Annotated in this window: 22 protein-coding genes; 18 read left to right on the forward strand and 4 right to left on the reverse strand. The window is 58.8% G+C overall.

The features are described 5' to 3' along the window. Positions 1 to 19 precede the first annotated feature (19 nt). On the forward strand, positions 20 to 520 hold the full coding sequence (locus tag AU11_RS00945) for a uracil-DNA glycosylase family protein (RefSeq protein WP_231491394.1): 501 nt from the start codon (positions 20 to 22) through the stop codon (positions 518 to 520). A gap of 2 nt (positions 521 to 522) precedes the next feature. After that, positions 523 to 1,245, forward strand: coding sequence for a uracil-DNA glycosylase (gene ung, locus AU11_RS00950; RefSeq protein ID WP_043315760.1), 723 nt, complete (start codon positions 523 to 525; stop codon positions 1,243 to 1,245). Here ung and AU11_RS00955 read toward each other — a convergent pair whose 3' ends face one another. Continuing rightward, positions 1,246 to 2,319, reverse strand: coding sequence for a folate-binding protein YgfZ (locus AU11_RS00955; protein ID WP_051686837.1), 1,074 nt, complete (start codon positions 2,317 to 2,319; stop codon positions 1,246 to 1,248). A gap of 140 nt (positions 2,320 to 2,459) precedes the next feature. Here AU11_RS00955 and AU11_RS00960 point away from each other — a divergent pair, with 140 nt between their 5' ends. Together AU11_RS00960 and AU11_RS00965 are read left to right on the forward strand one after the other, a co-directional pair. Then, the gene (locus AU11_RS00960) at positions 2,460 to 2,705 is read left to right on the forward strand and encodes a succinate dehydrogenase assembly factor 2 (RefSeq protein WP_043315763.1); all 246 of its coding nucleotides are present in this window, start codon (positions 2,460 to 2,462) and stop codon (positions 2,703 to 2,705) included. Continuing rightward, positions 2,665 to 3,189 carry a protein YgfX gene (locus AU11_RS00965; protein WP_197023733.1) on the forward strand — a complete coding sequence of 175 codons (525 nt, stop codon included), beginning with the start codon at positions 2,665 to 2,667 and terminating at the stop codon, positions 3,187 to 3,189. Before AU11_RS00960 ends, AU11_RS00965 begins: the two co-directional genes overlap by 41 nt. Before the next feature lie 32 nt (positions 3,190 to 3,221). Here the strand turns inward: AU11_RS00965 and nadB are convergent, their stop codons facing one another. Further along, on the reverse strand, positions 3,222 to 4,865 hold the full coding sequence (gene nadB, locus AU11_RS00970) for an L-aspartate oxidase (RefSeq protein WP_043315767.1): 1,644 nt from the start codon (positions 4,863 to 4,865) through the stop codon (positions 3,222 to 3,224). 156 nt (positions 4,866 to 5,021) lie between these two features. On the opposite strand from nadB, the gene rpoE reads away from it, so the two are divergent. From rpoE to ycjG, 5 genes are all read left to right on the forward strand, one after another. Next, positions 5,022 to 5,636 carry an RNA polymerase sigma factor RpoE gene (rpoE, locus tag AU11_RS00975; RefSeq protein WP_043315769.1) on the forward strand — a complete coding sequence of 205 codons (615 nt, stop codon included), beginning with the start codon at positions 5,022 to 5,024 and terminating at the stop codon, positions 5,634 to 5,636. Positions 5,637 to 5,895: 259 nt separating this feature from the next. After that, positions 5,896 to 6,594 (forward strand): sigma-E factor negative regulatory protein, encoded by a 699-nt coding sequence (locus AU11_RS00980; protein ID WP_081847862.1) that lies wholly within the window; start codon positions 5,896 to 5,898, stop codon positions 6,592 to 6,594. Positions 6,595 to 6,659: 65 nt separating this feature from the next. Next, a complete protein-coding gene (locus tag AU11_RS00985) occupies positions 6,660 to 7,724 on the forward strand; it encodes a MucB/RseB C-terminal domain-containing protein (RefSeq protein WP_043315771.1) in 1,065 nt (354 codons plus the stop codon). Between the two features lie 16 nt (positions 7,725 to 7,740). After that, positions 7,741 to 8,214 (forward strand): SoxR reducing system RseC family protein, encoded by a 474-nt coding sequence (locus tag AU11_RS00990; RefSeq protein WP_043315773.1) that lies wholly within the window; start codon positions 7,741 to 7,743, stop codon positions 8,212 to 8,214. Positions 8,215 to 8,445: 231 nt separating this feature from the next. Further along, positions 8,446 to 9,426, forward strand: coding sequence for an L-Ala-D/L-Glu epimerase (ycjG, locus tag AU11_RS00995; RefSeq protein ID WP_051687036.1), 981 nt, complete (start codon positions 8,446 to 8,448; stop codon positions 9,424 to 9,426). Between the two features lie 27 nt (positions 9,427 to 9,453). Here the strand turns inward: ycjG and mpaA are convergent, their stop codons facing one another. Then, positions 9,454 to 10,158, reverse strand: coding sequence for a murein tripeptide amidase MpaA (gene mpaA, locus AU11_RS01000; RefSeq protein WP_043315776.1), 705 nt, complete (start codon positions 10,156 to 10,158; stop codon positions 9,454 to 9,456). Positions 10,159 to 10,405: 247 nt separating this feature from the next. On the opposite strand from mpaA, the gene AU11_RS01005 reads away from it, so the two are divergent. From AU11_RS01005 to recO, 7 genes are all read left to right on the forward strand, one after another. Beyond that, on the forward strand, positions 10,406 to 11,806 hold the full coding sequence (locus AU11_RS01005; RefSeq protein ID WP_051686839.1) for a DegQ family serine endoprotease: 1,401 nt from the start codon (positions 10,406 to 10,408) through the stop codon (positions 11,804 to 11,806). Positions 11,807 to 11,997: 191 nt separating this feature from the next. Beyond that, positions 11,998 to 13,803 carry a translation elongation factor 4 gene (gene lepA, locus AU11_RS01010; protein ID WP_043315778.1) on the forward strand — a complete coding sequence of 602 codons (1,806 nt, stop codon included), beginning with the start codon at positions 11,998 to 12,000 and terminating at the stop codon, positions 13,801 to 13,803. Positions 13,804 to 13,900: 97 nt separating this feature from the next. After that, complete coding sequence (gene lepB, locus AU11_RS01015) at positions 13,901 to 14,674, forward strand: signal peptidase I (protein ID WP_043315780.1); 774 nt, start codon at positions 13,901 to 13,903, stop codon at positions 14,672 to 14,674. Positions 14,675 to 14,698: 24 nt separating this feature from the next. Beyond that, positions 14,699 to 15,151, forward strand: a complete 453-nt coding sequence (locus AU11_RS01020; RefSeq protein WP_051686840.1) for a DUF4845 domain-containing protein — start codon at positions 14,699 to 14,701, stop codon at positions 15,149 to 15,151. Positions 15,152 to 15,154: 3 nt separating this feature from the next. After that, on the forward strand, positions 15,155 to 15,835 hold the full coding sequence (rnc, locus tag AU11_RS01025; protein ID WP_081847864.1) for a ribonuclease III: 681 nt from the start codon (positions 15,155 to 15,157) through the stop codon (positions 15,833 to 15,835). Positions 15,836 to 15,916: 81 nt separating this feature from the next. Then, positions 15,917 to 16,828, forward strand: a complete 912-nt coding sequence (era, locus tag AU11_RS01030) for a GTPase Era (RefSeq protein WP_043315783.1) — start codon at positions 15,917 to 15,919, stop codon at positions 16,826 to 16,828. Between the two features lie 17 nt (positions 16,829 to 16,845). Beyond that, on the forward strand, positions 16,846 to 17,613 hold the full coding sequence (gene recO / locus AU11_RS01035; RefSeq protein ID WP_043315786.1) for a DNA repair protein RecO: 768 nt from the start codon (positions 16,846 to 16,848) through the stop codon (positions 17,611 to 17,613). Between the two features lie 2 nt (positions 17,614 to 17,615). On the opposite strand, the gene AU11_RS01040 is transcribed toward recO, so the two are convergent. Beyond that, positions 17,616 to 20,567 carry a response regulator gene (locus AU11_RS01040; RefSeq protein ID WP_231491397.1) on the reverse strand — a complete coding sequence of 984 codons (2,952 nt, stop codon included), beginning with the start codon at positions 20,565 to 20,567 and terminating at the stop codon, positions 17,616 to 17,618. 218 nt (positions 20,568 to 20,785) lie between these two features. Between AU11_RS01040 and cysM the strand changes: the two genes are divergently transcribed. After that, entirely contained in the window at positions 20,786 to 21,694 is a 909-nt protein-coding gene (gene cysM / locus AU11_RS01045; RefSeq protein WP_304412652.1) for a cysteine synthase CysM, read from the forward strand. A 53-nt stretch (positions 21,695 to 21,747) separates the two neighbouring features. Then, complete coding sequence (gene relA, locus AU11_RS01050; RefSeq protein WP_043315792.1) at positions 21,748 to 24,000, forward strand: GTP diphosphokinase; 2,253 nt, start codon at positions 21,748 to 21,750, stop codon at positions 23,998 to 24,000. Positions 24,001 to 24,023: the final 23 nt, after the last annotated feature.

Here is a 24,023-nt window from a genome sequence, read left to right on the forward strand (position 1 = left end):
CCTTGGCCCCCGGCCTGTTGTGAGCGCGGCTCGCTCTGCGCGTCTGTTGATTGTGGGGCAGGCGCCCGGTACGCGGGTGCATGAAACCGGTATTCCCTGGAACGATCCTTCCGGCGAGCGCCTCCGTGACTGGCTGCAGCTGGATCGCGATGCCTTCTACGATGAATCCCAGATTGCCATTATGCCCATGGGCTTCTGTTACCCTGGGCGTGGCAAGGGTGGCGACCTGCCGCCGCGCCCGGAGTGCGCACCGACCTGGCATCAGCGCATACTGGATCAGATGCCGGATATTCAACTGACCCTGCTGATCGGCCAGTATGCCCAGCGCTACTATCTCCCCCACTGGTATGGCAGCATTACGGAAAACGTGCGCCATTTTACCGATGCGTTGCCTCACGGATTCTTTCCGCTTCCCCATCCGAGCCCGAGAAATACCCTGTGGCTGAAGCGCCGCCCCTGGTTTGAGGAAGAGGTGGTGCCGGCATTGCGCGCGCAAGTTCAGAGCGTATTGAAAGGTTGACGATGCAGGTTCCCGAAAATATTAGAATTCACCCATCCTGGTACTCCGTGCTCGAGCCGGAGTTTCATAAACCCTATATGGGTGATCTGCGAGAATTCCTGCGGCAGGAAAAACAGGCCGGCAAGACCATCTTTCCCCCGGGCGGCCAGATCTTCAACGCGTTCAACTCCACACCGTTTGATCAGGTAAAGGTGGTGATACTCGGGCAGGATCCCTACCACGGCGCGGGCCAGGCCCACGGCTTGTGTTTTTCGGTCATGCCTGGTGTGCGTGTGCCGCCATCACTGAGAAACATTTACAAGGAAATGGAGTCGGATCTGGGTATCGTCGCGCCGGATCACGGATGCCTGCAGCCCTGGGCGGAGCAGGGGGTGTTATTGCTGAATGCGACACTCACCGTGGAAGAGCGTAAAGCGGGTGCACACCAGGGACGCGGCTGGGAGCAGTTTACCGACGCCGCGGTACACGCACTGGCAGAGCAGCGGGAAGGATTGGTGTTCGTTTTGTGGGGAAGCTACGCGCAGAAAAAGGGCGGCTTTATCGATCAGCGCAAGCATCTGGTATTGCGCGGCCCGCATCCGTCGCCGCTGTCCGCGCACCGTGGATTTTTCGGCACGCGGCCGTTCTCTAAGGCGAATAGCTATCTACAAAGCCGGGGTGTCGCGCCCATTGAATGGGCGCTGCCTGCAGCAGGAGCACTGCGTAGGGTTGCGGTAGAGATCTGATCAGGCGAGGGGATCGGCGTCTGCGTCGTAGGGCAATTCAAGCACTTCCAGTACGCGGCCGTCCTCGAGTTGCAGACTTTCCCCATCCGCGACCTTGCTTTTGGTGAGCACTGCCAGCAGGGCTGTTTCACCGTTCTGCGGGCTGGCCAGTACGATATTTCCCACACTGGATTTACCTTCGCCAGAGAAAATCTCTGCGCCCGGTGCGGGCAGTTCGCCATTGTCGATCTGCGCCCGGTACATGCGGCGTTTGGAAGCACCCAGGTACTGCATGCGCGCGACCACCTCCTGTCCGGTATAACATCCTTTCTTGAAGCTGACGCCACCGAGCAGGTGCAGGTTGACCATCTGCGGAATAAATTCTTCACTGGTGCTCTGATATACCAGCGGGGTGCCGGCTTCCACCAACTGTGACAGCCATTGGCTGTAGCTGGCGGCTTCTGTGTCATTGCTGGCGAGTTTCTGCCAGAAATCTGCAGCCTGATCTGCAGGGATCTGCAGTATTACATTACGCTCGCTCAAGCCCGCTGCCAGAGCCCGCTCACCATTGTGGTCGAAGGGGCGTAGCTGGTGGGGGAGCAGGTCGGTGGCTTCGCTGTTGGACAGGCTGAGCAACTGGCTGGCGGTGCGGCAGGCGTCGCGGCCGCACAGGGCGAGCCAGCGATGGCTGTCGCTGACATCGTTCAGTTCGGCTTTGAAGAACACCGCATACTTTTTCAGTGCGGCGAGGGCGGTAGCTACCAGGTCCCGGGGCATCAGCAGGAGGAATTCAGTCTGCTCGATTTTCAGTGCGTAGAAGGCGCTGATCATCCGGCCTTTTGGGTTGCAGTGGCTGCCCAGGGTGAGCTGCTCATCGGGCAGGTTGACCAGATCGCAGGTCAGCTGGCCCTGCAGGAACTTCTGGCTGTCCGGACCCTTTACGGAGATGGCGCCCATGGGACTGAGGTCGATCAGCTGCAGTTTTCCGCCGACTTCAGTTTCACTGGCCGGCTCTGTCTTGGGGAAGAGGGCGCTGTCGCCCTGCCAGCTTGCGCCCTGGGTGCTGAGAAAATCCTGCCACTGCTGCTGGTCCATGTTGCGCTCACTACCTGAATTGTACGTTTCTTACTGCGCCGGCGGGCGCGCTGAGTCGACTACCTAAATTGGGGTTTTGCCGCGGGATTTCAACTACCGCTATACTGCGCGCACTTTGAATTATGGCTTGAGTACGAAGTATGGATCGCAACCGCCTGTTTTGGGCCAGCCGTCGCGGCATGTTGGAGCTGGATCTGGTGCTGCTGCCTTTTCTCGATAATGTGTACGAGACATTGCCCGAGGAAGACAAGCAGCGCTATATCAAATTGCTGGATGAACAGGATCAGGACTTGTTTGCCTGGTTCCTGCGTCGGGAAGATCCGCAGGATCCGGAGTTGAAGCATATTGTCCAGATTATCCGCGACAACACCGGCCTGCAGGAATAATACGGGAGCGAAAGTCGCTTCCGGTTTCCCTGCTTCCGATTCCGCTCAGTCCCGCTCGGCGGGGCTGAAGCGTGCAGACCGCAGTGCACGGCTGGTGTGTGATCTGGCACCGTCGCGGCTACTGCGCATTTTCCTGCTGCTTGTTCTCCTGCAGTCGATTCTGCTGCTGTTTCTTTCCCGTCTCCCGTGGATTGCTGTGTGCGCACTGGTTCCCGTAATAGTACTTTATGGGGTGTCTGAATGGCGTCGGCTGGCGGTGTCGGTCGGGCGCCTTTCGACCACTGAGCGACGCTGGTACTGGCAGGTAAAGGGCGGAGCGCGGCGGGAGTTTCAGCTGGTGGGGGAGTTGACCCTGTGGCGTTGGCTGATCGTGATCAACGGCCGGGATCTCGAAGGGCGCCGATTGCGGTTGGTATTGGCACGGGACGCCGCCAGTGCGGATGACTGGCGGCGTTTGCTGGTCGCACTGCGCCACTCCCGTTAGACCACTTTCCCGGCACAGGTTCAGGAGGCGCTTTAAGGACCGATAAAGTGCCGCTGATCGGCAAAATTTTCCGGCACCAGGATGGTGTCCATCGCCAGTTCCCGCAACCCCGGGTAGTCCAGTGAGTAGTGGAGGCCGCGACTCTCGCGGCGGTCCAGAGCGGAACGGATAATCAGCTCGGATACCACCGCCAGGTTGCGCAGTTCGATCAGGTCGCTGGTAATGCGGTAATTGGCGTAGAACTCCAGAATCTCCTGCTGCAGCAGTTTCACCCGATGCTCCGCCCGTAACAGGCGCTTGCGGGTGCGTACAATCCCCACGAAGTCCCACATAAAGCGGCGCAACTCATCCCAGTTGTGCGAGATCACCACGTCTTCATCGGAATCCGTCACCCGCGAGGCGTCCCAGGCCAGGGCAGCCTTCGGTGGCGCGACCTGGTCGATGGTACTGTCGATATGCATGGCCGCGGAGCGCGCGTATACCACGCATTCCAGCAGGGAGTTGCTGGCCAGGCGGTTGGCGCCGTGCAGGCCGGTAAAGGTGGTTTCTCCAATGGCGTACAGCTGATCCAGATCACTGCGGCCGTGCTGGTCCACCATCACGCCGCCGCAGGTGTAGTGGGCGGCTGGCACCACAGGGATGGCTTCACGGGTGATATCAATGCCGTACTTCAGGCAGTTTTTATACACAGTGGGGAAGTGCTCGCGGACAAATTCCGGGTCCTTGTGGGAGATGTCCAGATAGACACAGTCCGCACCCAGGCGCTTCATCTCATGGTCGATGGCGCGGGCGACAATGTCCCGCGGCGCCAGCTCGCCGCGCTTGTCGAAGCGGTGCATAAAACGCTCGCCGTTCGGCAGCTTCAGCAGGGCGCCCTCGCCACGGAGCGCCTCGGTGATCAGCATGGATTTGGCTTTTGGGTGGTACAGGCAGGTCGGGTGGAACTGGTTGAATTCCATGTTTGCCACCCGGCAGCCGGCACGCCAGGCCATAGCGATGCCGTCGCCGCTGGCACCGTCCGGGTTGCTCGTGTACAAGTATGCCTTGGCGGCCCCGCCGGTGGCGAGTACCACGGCCTTGCCCTGAAACACCTCAACCTCTTCGGTTTCCTTGTTGTACACGTAGGATCCGGCACAGCGGAAGCGCCCGGTAGAGGCGTCTGGCTGGCGAATCAGGTCCAGGGCGATATGGTGTTCGAAGCAGTCGATATTGGGGGTGTTGCGCACCTGCTCAATCAGGGTGCTGTGCACCGCGCGGCCGGTGGCGTCGGCGCTGTGAATGATGCGCCGGTGGCTGTGGCCGCCTTCCTTGGTCAGGTGGTAGTCGCCGTCGTCTTCGCGGGTGAAGTCCACGCCCTGATTGATCAACCAGTGAATGGCGTCGCGGCTGTTTTCTACGGTGAAGCGCACCGCCTCCGGGTGGCAGAGTCCGGCTCCTGCATCTAATGTATCGGCTATGTGTGCGTCTACCGAGTCGGTTTCGTCCAGCACGCCGGCGATGCCGCCCTGGGCAAACCAGGTGGAGCCGTCCTGCAGGCGCTGTTTGGATAGCAGGGCCACGCGGTGGCGCGCGGCAAGGTGCAGTGCCAGGGTCAGGCCGGCGGCGCCACTGCCAATTACCAGGACGTCGTAGTGGTTCTCGTTCGGGGTCACAGGTCCGTTTGCCTTCTCTCTCATGGAGTTTTATTCATATTAGGGGGCGCGTAGTATACGCCATCTTCAAAAATTACCGATTTGTCAGGAACTTATGACCAAAATCCGGTGTCTTGAACACAACAGAATAAGCTTGGCTATGGCGCATTCCGGCGCCCGTGCCGCGGTTTGGAGTAGGGGATGACAGGGCAACAGGCGTCACCAAGTGATCGCCAGCTGGTAGAGCGGGTACAGAAAGGGGACAAGCGGGCCTTCGACCTGCTGGTGCTCAAATACCAACATAAGATCATGGCGGTGGTCAGCCGCTATATCAACGACCACGCCGAGGTACACGATGTGGTGCAGGAGGCCTTTATCAAGGCGTACCGCGCACTGGGCAATTTCCGTGGAGAAAGTGCCTTTTACACCTGGATGTACCGAATTGCGATCAATACCGCCAAGAACCACCTGGTATCCCGCAGCCGCCGCCCGCCGTCATCCGATGTGGATCTGGACGACGCCGAATTCTATTCCGGCGCGGATTTGCTACGTGACAACGAGACCCCGGAAAACCAACTGTTTCGCGACCAGCTTGAGGCCGCCGTGCACCGCGCGATCCGAGAACTGCCGGAAGACCTGCGCTCCGCGGTGACGCTGCGGGAAATGGAAGGGCTGAGCTATGAGGAAATTGCCGAAGTGATGGGGTGCCCGGTTGGTACTGTGCGCTCGCGGATCTTCCGCGCCCGGGAATCCATTGACCGCGCGGTTCAGGCAACCATGGCCGGCGAACCGGAACCGGTAGACGGGCGCGGTTAGAAAGTGGCGATGTACCGAGGCGATGTACCGAGTAGAAGGCGCTGACTATTCTTTAGTCAGTTCTGTTTCAAGCCAGAACCCGTTGAGGGGTTTCTGGTCTAAATCTTCCCGGTGACCGGGACGGCAGATAAAATATTCGACGAATTCACACAAATTTTGTCTGCCCGGTAAAACTTTTTCGACAGGCCCCGGTCTGACGTATTAACAAACAGGGTGTAATGCACGCCCAAAGAATTGCACTGAAAGAGGGTTGACCCGTATGTCTCACGGGAATCATCAGCAGCGCCTGAATGAGTCACTGTCCGCCTTGATGGATGGTGAGGCCAATGAGTTGGAAATTCAGCGTCTGCTCAAAGAAAGTGATGCCGCGGGCAGCGCTTCTGGCGGTGACCTGAATGCGCGCTGGTCCCGCTATCAGCTGGCCGCCAGCGTGATGCGCGGTGAAAAGGTGGCCCCGGTGGATGTCGGTCTCGCCGCCAGTATTTCCGCGGCCATTGCCGATGAGCCACCGCTGCAATCTGCAGAACCCTTACCGGCCAATGACACCCATCACAACGCATCGCGCAGCCGTTGGTGGCGCCCGCTTTCTCGCGGTGCTGTGGCAGCGACGGTAGCCTTTGCGGCAGTGCTGGGGGTGCAGCAGATACAGGCACCGCAGACTCAGGGCGACCTGGTAGCAGAAACCGAGCGTCCGCAGCAGGCGCCGGTGGCGTCCATGCCGCAGCCGAGCGGTTTTCTGGCGCCGACCCTGAACACCCGCGCGGTGAGTACCGCACCCCAGCTGGTTCCCGAGCAACGGGTTGGCCCGGCACCGCAGGTGCAGATGGTTCCAACTCCGGAGTTGATGCGACACCTCAACCGGGTAATGGTGGAGCATTCTGAGCAGGCGGCCCGAGTGGGCAGTCAGGGTATGGTGCCCCACGCGCGTGCAACCTATGGGGAGCGTCCGTCGGAGTGATTGTGATGGCCGGTGTTTGCACCGGCCTCTGGTGCGTAGCAGATAGATGCATAACGAAATTAAGCATGAATATGGCGAAATTTATCTCCCGTAATACCCGCAAAGCCAACAGCTCGCTGTTGGCTTTTTTACTATTGGCTGCGCCATTTACGGTACCCGGTGTAAGTGCGCAAAGCACCGACCCCGACGATACCGAGGCGGCACGGCGAGAGGCCCCCAGCGGTGTATCTGCTGCGCCGTCCGCTACGGGGCAAAAGCCCTCAGTGCCGCAGGCTGTCGGAGAAACTGCGGAAGTGACCCGCACACTGCTGGCAAAACTCGCTCAGGCTGTCTCCAGTCTGGAGTACCGCGGTCTGGCGACATTCGAGCATGTGGGGTCCATGGAAACTCTGGAGGTGGTACACGGCATTCGCGATGGCGAGCAGGTCGAGCGCATTCGCTATCTCACCGGTAGCCCGCGGGAAATGGTCACTCGCAGCGGTGACCGCCAGTGTCATCGCGAGGGCAACCCGCTCACGCGCCCCGGGCTGCACAGCGCAGCGGGACTGCGGGATGTGCAGGCCAGCTACGTGTTTCTGATTCGCGGAGAGGAGCGGATCGCCGACCGCGAAGCGGTTGTCGTGGAGGCGCGCCCAAGGGATCTGCACCGCTTTGGTATGGTCATCAGTGTCGACAAGGAAACGGGGTTGCCTCTCAAGTCCATGCTGGTCGCCCCTGCGGGGCGAGTGCTGGAGCGCTTTCAGTTTGTGGAGCTGGATCTGACGCCGGTGACCGATAGCGAGTTGCAGCCGCGCTCACCATCGGTTCGCGAAGAGCCTGGTGCGATCGCCTGTACCCCTGCGGAAAGTCGCTGGCGTTTGGGTTGGGCCCCTGAGGGGTTCAAACCGGTGGCGGTTCAGGCTCTGGCAGATGGTCAGATGCTGGTGTTCAGTGATGGTCTCAGTGCGTTCACCGTGTTTGTACAGCAGTTGCCGGATATGAATTACAAGGGGCGGGCAGTGCGCGGCGCAACAGTGGCGTATATGGATCACCTCGACGTGGATGGCGCCCGCTATACCGTGACAGTGGTAGGGGAAATCCCGGACAATACTGCGCAGCTGGTGGCCAAGGCGGTTACCGAAAAACAGTAAGCGGAAGTGTCCAATCATGATTGAAGAGCGTGGCAAGATCGTCGCCATCGAGAAATCCGCAGTGTGGGTGGAGACTGTGCAACGCAGTGGGTGCCACAGCTGTGCGGCCAAGCCTGGTTGTGGCACTGGGCTGCTGGGCGACTTCTGGGCCAACGCGTCCCGTGTGCGCGTTCAGGTTTCTCCGGCCGAGGCGGAAGCGCTGCAATTGCACGACACGGTGGTTATCGGTATCGGCGAGCGGGTATTGGCAACCAGCTCGCTTGTGGTGTATCTGGTGCCGCTGATAGCGCTGGTGCTGGGTGCCCTGGCGGGGCAGACCCTGGGCTCTGAGCCATTGGCGATTGCTGGTGCATTTTTGGGGTTGGGTGCGGGCGCGGCAGTGGTGCGTTTGTATAGTCATTTCCACCGCGGCAATCGCGCGTTTGCGCCCCAGTTTTTGCGCTGTGAGCAGGGTGCGCCCTGTGCCATCCCGGTTTCACCGATCTCCTGATTACCTCTATCCCGCCGCTTTCTTCGTCCTTTCCTCGCCATTTAACCGATGCTTCCGCGGTAGCCGGCTCTGGCTATGGGGAGCCGACCCCATCACGCCGATGTCGCGATTGATTTATGCGGAGATTTACCCGCTGATTCCCCAGTAGTTTCTACACTGAATGCTGACCCGTCGGTACGCACTATCGCGGTATCGCACAAAGCAATAATGGAACTGATCGGAGATGCAGGGATGACAGGTCAAGCGGCGTCAGTTGGGCCCCACAGATTTGAAGTGCGGTGCTATGCGGAAAGCTGGCCACTCAACACGGCATTTGTGATATCCCGCGGTGCACGCACCGAGGCACGGGTGGTGGTGGTCGAGGTCTTCGCTGGTGGTGTGACCGGTATCGGTGAGTGCACCCCCTATCCGCGTTACGGCGAAAGCCTGGAGTCCGTGCTGGCGGAAATACACTCGATTCTGCCAGCGCTACAGCGTGGAATTACCCGCGGTCAATTACAGGAATTGATGCTTGCCGGCGCCGCAAGGAACGCGGTGGACTGCGCGCTGGCAGATTGGTTGCAGAAGAAAAGTGGCGCAGGTTTTACCGGTCCCGAGTCCTTGCCTACCGTGCAGACGCTGGTGATCGCGGAACCCGAGGCGATGGCGGAAGCCGCGCGCACCGCCGAGAGCGCGGGTGCGTCGGTGCTCAAGCTCAAACTGGATCGCCAGTTGGTGTTGGAACGGGTAGCCGCCGTGCGCCGTGCGGCACCGGGGTGCGAGCTGGTGATTGATGCCAATGAAGCCTGGGCGCCAGAGGGGCTGCCGGCACTTTGTGAAAAGCTCGCGGCGCAGGGTGTGTCGATGCTGGAGCAGCCTTTGCCGGTGGGCGAGGATCAGGTGCTTGAGCGCTTCGCGCACCCGCTGCCGATTTGCGCGGATGAGAGCTGTCATACCCGTGCGGATTTGCCAAAACTCAAGGGTCGCTACGACATGGTGAATATCAAGCTGGACAAGACCGGCGGGCTGCAGGAGGCGCTGATGCTCGCCGACGCCGCCAGCGCTCAGGGCTTCGAGTTGATGCTCGGCTGTATGTTGTGTACCTCACGGGCGATTCGCGCGGCTTGGCCCCTCGGTGAGCGGGCGCGGTTTGTGGATCTGGACGGACCAACCTGGCTGGCAAAAGATGTGCACCCGCTACAGTTCTTTCACGGGCGGGTATTCTGGACCTGATGAACCACTGAGGCGGGTCTCTGCGGTTCAGGGGCGGTAGCAGAGCAGATCGGTCATCACCTGCAGATATTCCTCGCTGGCGACATCGGCGGAAATCGGGGGGAACTCGAGAGTGATACAAGGGTGTGCATTTTCCGCGCACCAGGTGCCGAACGAGCCGGGTGTCTGGTAACCCAATTCGGTGACCAGAGGCAGCTCGATGCGCTCCGCCAGCCAGTGCCCCAGGGGGCTCTGCAAGGGATCTTCAACGCACGCCAGGGGTTCGTGGATCGATACCATCCAGGCTGGGTTCAGCTCCCGAACAAGACGACACAGGGATTGGGTCTCTGGCTCGGACCCCGGGTGGTCGCCGGTGGATAGGAATACATCCCGCTCCTCGGCGGCACTGTTCCAGCGGTACACGGTGCCGTCGGGCTTCCAGTTGATCGTGGCAAAATTGCGGTTCAGGTCAACGCCGCGGGCGTTGGAGCGCACTCCCAGCTGGCAGCCGTCGGGATTGACCGCCAGGATAACGTGGTGGCGCAACAGGCCCGCCTCCAGGGACCTCAGGGCGCAGGAAAGGGTGACAACCGCAGCGACTTCGTCGCCGTGGGTGCCCGCCATTACCAGTCCGGAATTTTCATCACAGATTTCGGCGGGAAAGTAGTACAGCGGCGCCCCGAGAGCGGATTGACCGTACTGCAGGCGCTGAGCGTGGAACAGGCCACGCTGTGGCCGCGGTCTGAGGCGCACTGGCGGTGGACGATGTTGGCGGAGCGGTTGTTTTGGGGCTGTCATGCAATCCTTAACACTGTTTTACACTAGGGAATGCGAACTTTTTAACGTAATGCCCAACTAATAGGGTGTCACGGGCTGGGGTTCAATAGTGTTCCCGGCCGATAGCAGCCTTCGCGGATAACACTGAGTGATAACCAAAAGGCTGCCAAATCAAAATGTATTTTTTGCATATTAGTAAAAGGGCCTATCAGGGGTGACAAATATGGTTGCACGCTGTTCGCAATTCTTGATTGCGCTTTGTTTCCTTATCTCGACCGCAGCATTTGCCCGCGGCTTGCCGGAACTGACCGACCTGATCGAGCAGAATTCACCGGCGGTGGTGAAGATCAATACCGTGGAGCGCAATCGCGTCTCCCGCAATTCCATGCCCCCCCAGTACCAGCAGGAGATCCCGGATATCTTCCGCCATCTGCTGGAACCCCGTCAGCGCCAACAGCGCCCAGTAGCCAGTATGGGGTCGGGGTTCATCATTTCCGATGATGGCTATGTGGTCACCAATAACCACGTGGTCGAGGGGGCAGATGAAGTCCGCATTACCCTCACCGACCGCCGCGAATACGATGCCAAGGTCGTGGGTACCGACCCCCGGTCCGACCTGGCTCTGTTGAAAGTGGAAGGAGAAAATCTGCCCACGGTGCGCTGGGGTGACTCTGAAACTATCAAGGTTGGCGAGTGGGTGGTGGCCATCGGTTCCCCATTCGGGTTGGATTACTCGGCCAGTGCGGGCATTGTCAGTGCCATGGGCCGCAGTATCCCCAACGAAAGCCGCGAGAACTACGTGCCGTTTATCCAGACCGATGTGGCGATCAACCCCGGTAACTCCGGTGGCCCACTGTTCAACCTGAAGGGGGAAGTGGTCGGTATCAACTCCCAGATCTACACCCGCAGCGGTGGTTCTATTGGTCTGTCGTTCGCGATTCCGGCGAGCCTGGCGCAGGATGTGGTTGCCCAGCTGAAAGAGAAAGGCCGCGTTGACCGCGGCTGGCTGGGCGTGGGTATCCAGGATGTGGACCGCAAGCTCGCCACCGCCATGGGGCTCGGGAAGCCGGCAGGTGCGCTGGTCGGTCAATTGGAAGCCGGCTCTCCTGCAGATAATGCCGGTATTCAGGTGGGCGATATCATCATGCGTTTTGACGGCCAGAAGATTCTGATGTCCGGCGATCTTCCCCATGTTGTCGGCCGTACCCGCCCGGGTGCCGAGGTGCCGGTACTGCTGATGCGCGAGGGTAAAGAGCGCAAGCTGAATGTGCGGGTAGGCGCTTTGCCTGGCGATGATGATGGTCAGCAGCAGGCCAACGCCCCGGCCGCCAGTGATGTTGGCGGTCGTCTCGGCCTGGTCGTTGACGAAATCCCCGATAGTCTCAAACAGCGTCTGGGGGTGGAAAGTGGTGTGCTGGTCAAGCAGGTGGTACCCGGGAAAGCCGGCGCCAACGCGGGGCTGCGCAGTGGTGATATCATCGCGCAGCTTGGCTTCGAACAGGTGGAGTCCCTGTCGGATTACGAGAAAGTGGTGAAGAAGCTGCCCACCGGCGAGTTGCTGCCGATCCGCTTCTTCCGTGGTGGCCAGCCGACCTTCCGTACCATCCAGATCGAAGAGGACTGATGGCTCTCTTATAGATCACGTGAGTAGAGCGGTTGAGGGTAGAAGTCTGCCCTCAGGCCGCTCGAGGCCAGTAGCGCCAAGGGTTGCAGACAGATTGGATGCACTTTTTGCGCAACCTGTTAGACTTGCGCCCACAGCGCGGCCCGGTCCGCCCATTAACTCACTGATTTTTAAAAGGTTTTATCCTCGCAGTGGCCACTGATCTCTCCCATATCCGCAACTTTTCCATTATTGCCCACATCGACCACGGCAAATCCACCCTCGCAGACCGCTTTATCCAGGTGTGCGGTGGCCTGAGCGACCGTGAGATGGCGGCACAGGTGCTTGATAGCATGGATATCGAGCGGGAGCGGGGCATCACCATCAAGGCCCAGAGCGTTACCCTGGATTACAAGGCGCGCGACGGCAAAACCTATCAGCTGAACTTCATTGATACCCCCGGGCATGTGGACTTCTCCTACGAGGTATCCCGCTCTCTGGCAGCCTGTGAAGGTGCTCTACTTGTAGTAGACGCGGCCCAGGGTGTGGAGGCGCAATCCGTCGCCAACTGTTACACCGCGATCGAGCAGGGCCTGGAAGTGATTCCGGTTCTGAACAAAATGGATCTGCCCCAGGCGGAGCCGGAAAAGGTCGCGGAAGAGATCGAAGATATTATCGGTATCGACGCCACAGAGGCCACCCGCTGCAGTGCCAAGTCGGGACTGGGCATCGAAGACGTACTGGAAGACCTGGTGCGCCTGGTACCGCCGCCCGAAGGTGACGTAAACGCACCCCTGCAGGCACTGATTATCGATTCTTGGTTCGACAGCTACCTGGGTGTTGTGTCCCTGGTGCGTGTGGTGCAGGGCACCCTGAAGAATAAAGACAAGATCGTTACCAAATCCATCGGCCGCGCCCACGTAGTGGACAGCGTCGGTGTGTTTACCCCCAAGCGCAAGGAAACCGGTGAACTGAAGGCCGGCGAAGTAGGCTTTGTTGTGGCCGGTATCAAGGACATTCACGGTGCCCCCGTGGGTGACACCCTGACCCACGCAAAAGATGCGGATTTGGTCAAAATGCTGCCGGGCTTCCAGCGCGTCAAACCCCAGGTTTACGCCGGCCTGTTCCCGGTGAGCTCTGACGATTACGAAGCCTTCCGCGATGCCCTGGACAAGCTCTCCCTGAACGATGCGTCGCTGTTCTACGAGCCGGAAACCTCCGATGCCCTGGGCTTCGGTTTCCGTTGTGGCTTCCTCGGCATGCTGCATATGGAGATTATCCAGGAGCGCCTGGAGCGGGAATACAACCTGGATCTGATCACCACCGCGCCAACTGTGGTGTACGAGGTGGAACTGACCAATGGCGAAATCGTCAATATGGACAACCCCTCGCGCATGCCCGACCTGGGTCAGATCGAGGAAATGCGTGAGCCCATCGTGGAAGCGAATATTCTGGTACCGCAGGAATACCTCGGTAACGTGATTACCCTGTGTGTGGAGAAGCGCGGCGTTCAGCAGGATATGCAGTACGTGGGTGGGCAGGTTTCCCTGCGCTACGAGCTGCCCATGAGTGAAGTGGTAATGGACTTCTTCGACCGCCTCAAGTCCGTCAGCCGCGGCTTTGCCTCCCTGGATTACAACTTTGTGCGCTTTGACCCGGCAAAACTGGTGCGTCTTGATATCCTGATCAACGGTGAGCGAGTAGACGCCCTGGCGGTGATTCTGCACCGGGACAACGCGCAACAGCGCGGTCGCGCCCTGGCAGAAAAAATGAAAGAGCTGATTCCTCGGCAGATGTTTGACGTGGCAATTCAGGCGGCTATCGGCGGTCAGGTGGTAGCGCGCACCACGGTGAAAGCCCTGCGTAAAAACGTAACCGCCAAATGTTATGGTGGTGACGTGACCCGTAAGAAGAAGCTTCTGGAGAAGCAGAAGGCCGGTAAGCGCCGCATGAAGCAGCTGGGCAAGGTCGAAGTGCCGCAGGATGCATTCCTGGCGGTTCTGAAAGTGGACAATTGATACGCTCGTAATCTGGCAAAATACAGTCGTTCGGTAGCGGGGCGCTTTGGTGGAGACCCGCTACCCCAATAAGAAGCAGTCGGAAAGAGACAACTGAATGGATATCAACTTCCCCCTAATTTTGCTGTTGCTGGTTGTGGTGACAGGGGTGATCTGGCTGTTTGATGCATTGTTTCTCGCCCGTGGACGCAAGGCGCAGGCGACGAAAGGACAGCCGGTACAAGAGCCGGTGGCGGTGGAATACGCCAAGTCTTTCTTTCCGGTGCTGGCTATCGTATTCGTGCTGCGTTCGTTTGTGGTCGAGCCGTTCCAGATTCCTTCCGCGTCCATGGACCCGACGCTGGAGGTGGGTGATTTCATTCTGGTGAACAAATACGCGTACGGCCTTCGCCTACCGGTAAGCCGTACCAAAATACTGGATATCGGCGAGCCCAAGCGCGGCGATGTCATGGTGTTTTTCCCCCCGCATATGAACGAGACCTATTACATCAAGCGTGTTATCGGTCTACCGGGAGATGAGATTCGTATAGAAAACAACCAGCTATATATCAATGGCGAGGCCATGCCGCAGGAGTTTATCCGCTTTGATACGGAAAACCCTGGGCGTGAGCTGCTGTGGGAGACCCTCGGTGGGCATCGCCATTTGACCGCGAAACAGAGCCGCCCGGGCCCGTTTGGCAATATTCGAACCCTGAAAGTGCCGGAAGGTCACTATTTCATGGTGGGCGACAACCGTGACAACAGTCTCGACAGCCGCAAGTGGGGATTCGTGCCCGAGGAAGACATTGTCGGCAAAGCCTTTGCAATCTGGATGCATTGGGAGAAACTACTGAGCCTACCCAGCTTTGACCGGGTAGGGAGCATTGATTAAAACGATAACAATCGGTAGATCGACATGGCATTAGATATACAGATTTCCCGCCGTATGGCTGGCCAAAAAGGCATGAGTTACTGGGGCTGGCTGGCGATTATTGCGGTATTCGGTTTTGGCTTGACCGTGGTATCCAAAATGGGGCCGGCTTATGTGGATGCGCACTTTGTCGAAGAGGGGCTGCACTCCCTGGCCCAAAATGACGGTGTCCGGGAAATGAGCAATACCGAGATCAAGCGTGAGCTGGACCGCTTCTTCACCATCAATAACGTGCGTGGTGAACCGGTCAACTCGGTCAAGATAATTCGTGGTGCCGACAGTACTCTTGTCAGCATCAACTATGAGCTTCGTCAGCCGCTGTTCCACAATGTGGACGTGGTGATGAAGTTCGACAAACAACTGAATACTGCCAAGCCCGAGTTGTGTTGTGAGCCGCTCGTGGATCTTGAGCAGTTTCGCAAGCGAGACGACTACTGACCGGTGACCGACCTCCATCTGCAACGACTGGGCAACCGCCTGGGGTACCAATTTGCCCAGGCGGATCTGCTTGACCTGGCACTTACCCACCGCTCTCACGGCAGCCGCAACAATGAAAGGCTGGAATTCCTTGGTGACTCGATTCTCGGGTTTACCATCAGCGCGGCGCTATTTGAAAAATTCCCCGATGGCCGCGAAGGACAGATGAGCCGGCTGCGCGCGCAGCTGGTCAGCGGCGAAACCCTGGCCAAAGTGGCCCGTGAGCTGGAGCTGGGCGAATGCCTGCGCCTTGGCGAGGGGGAAATGAAAAGTGGCGGTTATCGCCGTGCCTCGATTCTTGCGGATGCGGTGGAGGCGATAATCGGTGCAATTTACCTGGATTCCGGGCTCGACGCGGCGCGGGAGCGGGTACTGGCCTGGTTTGGTCCGCGCCTGCAGAGCCTGTCTCTGGAAACCGCAAAGGATCCAAAAACCCGCCTGCAGGAGTGGTTACAGGCACGGCAAAAGCCGCTGCCCGATTACACCGTGGTGGAAGTGGCGGGCGAAGAGCACTCCCAGCAGTTTGTTGTCGAGTGCCGTGTCTCCGGCCTGAGTGAGCCCGCCAAAGGTATTGCTGGAAACCGTCGCGCCGCGGAGAAAGCCGCGGCCACTGAAGCCTACGCGCGACTGACCGGGCAGAACTGAGCCTATAATCAGCTGCAAGTCGCACCCAAATACAGACCGGTCCGCCTACGGCGGGCCAATTCGACCAGCTCGGAGACCCCCTTGAGCGAACCCAATACCCCCATTTCCCGCTGCGGTTATGTCGCAATCGTGGGCCGCCCCAATGTGGGGAAATCCACTCTGCTGAATCATATGCTGGGGCAGAAGATCTGTATTACGTCCCGCAAGCCACAGACGACCCGCCACAATATGCTGGGTATCAAGACCGACGGGCAAAACCAGATTATTTTTGTGGATACTCCCGGGCTTCATGCAGGTGAAGAAAAGGCCATCAACCGCTATATGAATCGCGCTGCTATCAGTTCTACCCGGGATGTCGATGCGGTGGTGTTTGTGGTGGAGCCTGCACGCTGGACCGAAGGGGATGAGCTGGTGGCGCAAAAGCTGCGAGGCCTTAAGTGTCCGCTGATTGTCGCGGTGAACAAAGTGGACCAGTTGCAGGACAAAAATGCGCTGTTACCCCAGCTACAAGCCTTGCAGGAGCGCTTTCCCGAAGCGGAAATCGTACCGATTTCGGCACTGCGTACCTCCAATCTGCAAGCTCTGGAAGATGTGATAGTCGAGCGCCTGCCTGAAGGCGGGCACTTCTTTGAGGAAGACCAGATTACCGATCGCAGCTCCCGCTTCCTCGCCGCCGAAATCGTGCGTGAGAAAGTGATGCGTCAATTGGGTGCAGAGATTCCCTATTCGGTCACTGTGGAAGTGGAAGAATTCTCCCAGGAAGGCAAGGTGCTACACATCAGTGCGGCGATTCTGGTGGAGCGCAACGGCCAGAAGCGCATCCTGATTGGCACCAAGGGTGAGCGTATCAAGCAGATTGGCCAGCAAGCACGCCTGGATATGGAGACCCTGTTTGATAGCAAGGTGATGCTGAACCTTTGGGTGAAAGTAAAATCCGGCTGGTCCGACGACGAGCGCGCTCTGCGCAGCCTCGGCTACGTCGATAAGCAGTAACCACTCGGCAACGTGCTGTGCAGCAGCTTCCGCCGCAACCCGCCTACATTCTCCACTCCCGTCCATACCGGGATTCCAGTCTGATTCTGGCGCTGCTAACCCCGGACTACGGGCGTATCGCCTGTATCGCCAAGGGCGCGCGCCGTGACAAACAGCGTCGCCAGCGCGCCTTGCAACCTTTTGCCCCGTTACTGGTAACCCTACTGGGGCGTCACGAGCTGAAGACGCTCGGGCCGCTGGAAAATGCCGGCCAGCCGCTCTGGCTGAAGGGGCGTGCCGTGTATGCCGGGCTTTATGCCAACGAACTTCTGGTGCGGTTGATGCCGGAAGGGGAAAGTCAGGTATCCATATTTGTCGCATACCAGAATTTGTTGCAGCGTCTGGCGAGTTTGTCCGGCGAGAAAAGTGATGAGCTGGAACTGCCACTGCGAATTTTCGAGTTGCAGATGTTGCAAGCGCTGGGCAGCTGCCCCGAATTGGATTATTGCTCCCTGGAAGGTGCTGCGATAAGGCCGGATGGAGTCTACCGGCTGACTCTGGAAGAGGGGTTTGTACCTGTCGCGGTGCCCCCGGGTCAGGCGCTGCGAGGGGCAGATTTTGTTGGTGGACAGCTGCTGGCATTGGCGCAGTTGCTCGCAGAGGACACGCTATTTGAGAGTCGTACGGCGCCTCAGGGGCAGCTTGGCGATGCCAAACGCCTTACACGCCTTTTATTGAGCCCAATGCTCGGTCAGCGTCCACTTAAAAGTCGCGAGCTATTTCGACAGGTGTACTGCGCAGACTGAATTTACAGCCGATGGTCGAGGTCAGTTTCCCCGGGGTCTGCTTGCTCTACCTCGCACTCCAGGCCGAACAATGCGTCCAGGTCCTGGTCCGCCGCCCAATCCCGCAATCCGCGAATCTCTTTTCTGACCAGTTTGTAGACTGTCTCAAAAGTCGCTTTATCCGGCAGGTCGTCGTCACTCAGTGGAGTGCGCTGTGTTTCCGCCTTTTCACCATCCAGGTGTTTCTCCTGCAGTGGCCGCAATAGCTCCTGCAGCTGCTCGGTGGCGGTGCGCAGGCGTGGTACGCCGCAATAGCAGCAGCCGCCGTGCAGGCGGTGCACCCGTTCGAACATGGCGAGGTAATCGCCGCTTTGCGCCATACTCGCGAGCGCCTGCTCGTCTTCATGCAGGCCTTTCAGCAACATGCGCAGCAGATCCCGTGCGAGCCTTGCATCCTGATTGGCCAGGTTGAGACTGTCCGCGATGTCGACCAGTCGCGGCTCCATCAGTGTGGTAAGTGGTGTTGGGGCACCATTTGAGCTCACTTCCATCCAGCGTTTTACGGTGTGAGTCAACTGGCTCTCGCTGACCGGTTTGCTGAGGTAGTCGTCGAGGCCGGCACTTAACAGGCGCGACTTCTCTTCGGTGCCGGCGTGCGCGGTAAGGGCGATCACCGGTGTGCGCCGCCCGCTCTCTTCGCTGCGGATCGTCTGCGTGGTGGCGATGCCATCGAGCCCCGGCATCTGGATATCCATAAAGATCATGTCGAAATGCTGTCCTCGCCACAGTCGCAGAGCCTCTTCACCACTGTCGGCCAGGGTTGTTTCGATGTGCTGTGCTCGCAGCAGTTCGCTCATCAATCGCCGGTTCGCTTCGTAGTCGTCCACCACCAGGACCCGCGGCTGGGTCGGCCAGGGCAGGGCCGGAAAGGTGCCCGTCTGTGGGCGGGACTGTGCCTGTTGCGGGACCGCGCGCTTGAGGGCGCGCAGCAGACCTTCGCGGCTGACCGGTTTGGCGAGGAATGCGAGCACCCGGGTGCGCAGGGCGTCGTAGCAGCGCCGGAGGTCAACCGGTGATCCCTGAATGATCACCCGGCATTGGTAGGTGTCGATGAGTTGCTGCACGGTGCTGATGAAACCATCGAAATCGTTATTCGCCAGGGCCGTGTCGATAATCAGGCCATCCGGCAGAGCGTCGTGACGCCACATCTGCTCTACCGCCGGCACCAGGCTTTCGCCATCATTGTGTTCCAGCGGTGCAGCGCGCCAGTACGAGAGCTGCTGGTAGATCTGCTGGCGGGTCATGGGGTTGGGGTCCACCAACAGCAGACGACAGCCCGGGAACTGCTCTCGAGTTACTGCGATTCGATTGCGATCGATGGTCAGAGGAAGTTGAATCCAGTAGGTGCAACCGCCCTGTTCATTCTCGTCGAGACCGATTTCCCCCTGCATGGAGTGCACCAGGTTACGCGCAATTCCCAGCCCCATACCGCTATTGGACAATTGCTGCTGATTGGCTGTACCGGTCAGTAGCAGGCGCAGCTCGCGGCGACCCTGATCATCACAGCGCTCCCCGTTGTCGGTGATACTGATGCGCACCATCAGCTCGGACTCTTTGCCGCTCAAAACGGCAATGCGCACGGGGATACTGCCGTTCTCCGAGCACCGGATTGCAGAGCTCACAAGGTTGGTCAGTATCTGTTTGATCCGTAGCGGGTCACCAATTTGGGAGGGCGGCAACTGCGGGTCGACGAAAGGCACCAGTTCCAGGTTGTGCTCGTAACCGTAGGGCGCGAGGATCTGCAGCGTTTCCTCCAGAACCTGCCCCAGATTCATGGGGCTGTGATCCAGCACCAGGTTACCGGACTCAATCCGGGAGAAGTCCAGAATATCGTTGATCGACGTCAGTAGATTCTCGGATGAGCGCTGTATCGTCTGCAGGTAGTCGTGCTGCAGCTGGTCGACTTCAGTTTTCAGTAGCAGGTTGGTGAACCCGATGATTCCGTTCAGTGGCGTGCGGATTTCGTGACTGGTGTTGGCGAGAAAGGTGGACTTGACGCGGCTGTTTTCCTCGGCTTTTTTACGCGCGATCTCCAGCTCGATGTTCTGCTCTTCCATGGCGTCCAGAGACTGGCGCAGGTCCTCCATGGTCTGGTGGAGGCCTTCCTGGTAGTCACGGTGGTATTCCGCCAGGTTGCGTGCCATCTGGTTGATTTCTTCCCCCAGCTGAAACAGTTCCAGATTGTGGGAGTTGGGTACCCGGGTGGCGAATTTGCCGGTACCGATAATCCGTAGGGACTCCTTGATGCGATCCATACTGCGGGAGGCGCGCTCCGACATGGCAACCGCCCATACCAGCGCCACCAGACTGCAGATGATCAGCCCGACTAACCCTACCAGCGCCACCTGATAGGTGCCCACCAGAAAGTAGGGGCGGTGCAGTTCAATACTCAACCAGCAATTGGCGTCGTCTCCGATCAGCGGTTGCAGTACCTGAAGACTTTTCAGGTCCTCGTGCACGTGAGCCGACTTGCCGCGCAGCTCATCGGCAGTAAATATGGTGCGAGGGCGTGGCCCGACACTGGATATCAGTTTGAATTCCTCTTCGCCAGCACTGTTCAGGTCTGCCCGGTACAGTTGGACCGAGCGGATCATGTCCCGCTCCAGCATCAGCGCCATCAGGCTTTTATCAAGCCATTGGATGCGCTCCTCAAAGGCGTAGCCATCGCTCAGGTGGATCAGCTCTACCAGTTGCTCGGCACTGGCGCGACCATGACTCAACAGTAGGTCACGCCGGTCGCTCATTTGCTGGAGCGTGAACAGCAGGCACAGTAGCACGGCCAGAATCAGTGCGGGCGTCATCGCGTAGCGGAACAGCAGCGCTCTCAGGGACAGTCGGCGCTTGCTCCTGTGGCGCCGGCTAGACGGAGGCACTTGCGGCGTGGATGTCGGGTCTGAGGGGGTGGGGGGAACCATGTTGCCTGATCGCGCCTGTTTCGATTGTGTTATTTTTGTCCGATTCTACCTCTGCTGGCAGCAGAAACCAGCCCCATTTAACCTTGTCAGTGGCCAGATATCCGGGTTCGGATTCGCAGCTCGCCCCGCGGACAGGTAGAATGTGCGCCCGCCTGGCCTTTGGCCGCCCCTTGAATGGCCTTTTGATGCGTTCTTTGAACCAAGCGATGGACCTGAAGTTGACTATGGAATATCCGACGATTGCCGATTGTGTCGGCAATACGCCACTGGTGCGCTTGCAGCGCCTGCAAGGGCAGACCAGCAATACGCTGCTGCTCAAATTGGAAGGCAATAACCCTGCGGGATCGGTCAAGGATCGGCCTGCGCTGTCCATGATCAGCCGAGCTGAGGCCCGTGGTCAGATTACCCCGGGGGATACGCTGATTGAGGCCACCAGTGGCAATACCGGTATAGCCCTCGCCATGGCGGCGGCGATCAAGGGCTATCGTCTGATTCTGATTATGCCTGAGAGCGCTACCGATGAACGCAAGGCTGCGATGACCGCCTACGGTGCCGAATTGATTCTGGTCACCGCTGAGCAGGGTATGGAGGGTGCACGGGATCTGGCACTGCAAATGCAGGCGGAAGGTCAGGGGCTTGTACTGGACCAGTTCTCTAACCGGGATAATCCCAGCGCGCATATCGATAGTACAGGCCCCGAGATCTGGCGTCAGACAGGTGGCCTGATTACGCACTTTGTATCGTCCATGGGGACCACCGGCACGATCATGGGGTGTGGCCGCTATTTGAAGCAGCAGAACCCCGCGGTGCAGATCATCGGTCTGCAGCCCACCGAGGGTTCATCCATTCCCGGAATACGGCGCTGGCCGCCGGCCTATCTGCCCAAGATTTTTGTTCCGCAAGAGGTGGATCGGGTAATGGACATCAGTCAGGCAGAAGCCGAAGCCATGACCCGTCGCCTGGCACGGGAAGAAGGTATCTTCTGTGGTGTGTCTTCCGGCGGTGCGGTGGCCGGTGCACTGAAAGTTTCCGCTGAAGTTGAGAATGCCACGATTGTGGCGATCATTTGTGATCGCGGCGACCGATATCTGTCATCTGGTCTGTTTGACGCCGACCAGGATGCATAAGTCCGAACAGCGATCACGCCGTATAAAGATCCTTGTAACCGCGAGTTAGACCATTGGTACAAGTCAGAAAAAATTATCCGCGACTGGAAGACGGCACCCTGGACAGGGAGGCATGGTTGCGCCACATACAGGCGATGGCCAAGCTGGACGGGGGCACACTGGTCAATCTGCGCAAAGCCGTGGAGATCAGTGAGGAAGCGGAACAGAAAGCCATCGAGGCAGAAAATATCTGGGCCGAGGGCGCCAGCAGCTTCCTTACCGGTCTGGAAATGGTAGAGATCCTTGCGGACCTGCAGATTGACGGCGAAGCCCTGTGTGCGGCCATGCTCTATCGAGCGGTGCGGGAGAAACGCCTGTCCCTGCAAACCGTCGAAAGCGAAATGGGCGAGACGATCGCCAAGTTGATTCGCGGTGTTCTGCAGATGGCGGTAATCCGCAATCGCAGTGCGGACACTGGGGAGGAAAATCAGAGCGGCGCTGTTGAAGAGCATTCGGAAAATATCCGCCGTATGCTGGTTGCGCTGGTGGACGATGTCCGGGTTGCGCTGATCAAGCTGGCGGAGCGTACCTGCGCTATTCGCGCGTCGAAAAAGGCCGACGAGGCCAAGCGGCGCCGTGTCGCCCGCGAAGTGGCGGATGTGTATGCACCGCTCGCCCATCGCCTGGGCATCGGTCATATCAAATGGGAATTGGAAGACCTGGCCTTTCGTTACCTTGAACCCGATGACTATATGCAGATTGCCCGGCTGCTGGATGAGAAGCGGCTGGCGCGGCAGGAGTACATCGACGATGTGCTCGGTCTGTTGCGCAACGAACTGCACAAGGCGGATATCGAAGGTGAAGTCTTCGGTCGCGCCAAGCATATTTACAGCATCTGGCGGAAGATGCGCCGGAAAAACATCGGCTTTTCCCAAGTCTACGATATTCGCGCGGTGAGAATCCTGGTGCCCACGGTGCGCGACTGTTACGCGGTGCTCGGCATCGTACATAACCTGTGGCGCAATATTCCCAATGAATTTGACGATTACATTGCATCGCCTAAAGAAAATGGCTACCGGTCTTTACATACCGCGGTAATCGGACCTGATCGCAAAGTTCTGGAAGTCCAGATCCGTACTTTCGCCATGCACGAGGAGGCCGAGTACGGGGTTTGTGCTCACTGGCGCTATAAAGGTACGGATAAGAAGTCTGGTCAGCTGGAAGGCCAGGACGGTTACGAACAGAAAATCTCCTGGCTGCGTCAGGTGCTCGACTGGCACGAAGAGGTGGGGGGAAATCCGTTGCAGGACGACCTGCAGGCCAGCGACGTAGATACTCGAATTTATGTATTTACGCCGGATGGTCACGTAGTGGATTTGCCCCGTGGTGCGACGCCCCTCGATTTCGCTTACAAAATCCATACAGAGATCGGGCACCGTTGCCGGGGCGCCAAGGTGGATGGCCGCATCGTGCCCCTCAACCACGAGCTGCAAACTGCAAACCAGGTAGAAATTCTAACCGGCAAACGGGAGGCACCCAGCCGCGACTGGATTTCGCGCAGTATGGGGTATATCACTACCTCGCGAGCGCGGGCCAAGGTCATTCACTGGTTCAAGCAGCAGGCGAGAGACCAGAATGTGGCGGAAGGCCGCACCATTCTTGATGGCGAATTCAAACGGCTGGCGCTGACGGATTTCGATTTCGAAAAGCTGGCGAAAAAACTCAATATGCATTCCCTGGATGATCTGTATGCTGCAGTGGGCGCCGGAGATATCGGGGTCGGACAGGTGCTGAATGCCGCTCAGCGGATGATCAAGGTAGAAAAGGGCGAGCCGGTACTGTCACTTACCGCACCGGTGGCGCGTGAGGGGCAGGCGGATGTCTATATCGATGGTGTCGGCAACCTGTTGACGCATATTGCCCGCTGCTGCAACCCTCTGCCCGGCGATGAAATCATGGGTTACATCACCCTGGGACGCGGGGTCTCCATTCACCGCAAGGACTGCGCCAATATGCTGCGAATGCAGTCGGAAGAACCAGAGCGCATCCTGCAGGTGGAGTGGGCCGAGAAACCAACGGAAGTATACGCGGTGGAAATTATGGTAGAGGCTTACGACCGCCACGGCCTGCTGCGGGATGTCACCACCATGCTTGATAGCCAGCGTATCAATATCACTGCCATGCAGACTCACTCCAACAAACACAAGCACACGGTGGATATGGTCATCACGGCAGAGATCCACAATTTTGAGGAACTCAGCCAGGTGCTACATCGCATTAACCAGCTGCCCAATGTGGCCTCGGCGAAGCGTCGAATATTGCACTGAGGTGGCGAGGTACGAGAAAGCGA

The organism is Microbulbifer sp. HZ11, assembly GCF_000708675.1.
GTDB lineage: Bacteria > Pseudomonadota > Gammaproteobacteria > Pseudomonadales > Cellvibrionaceae > Microbulbifer.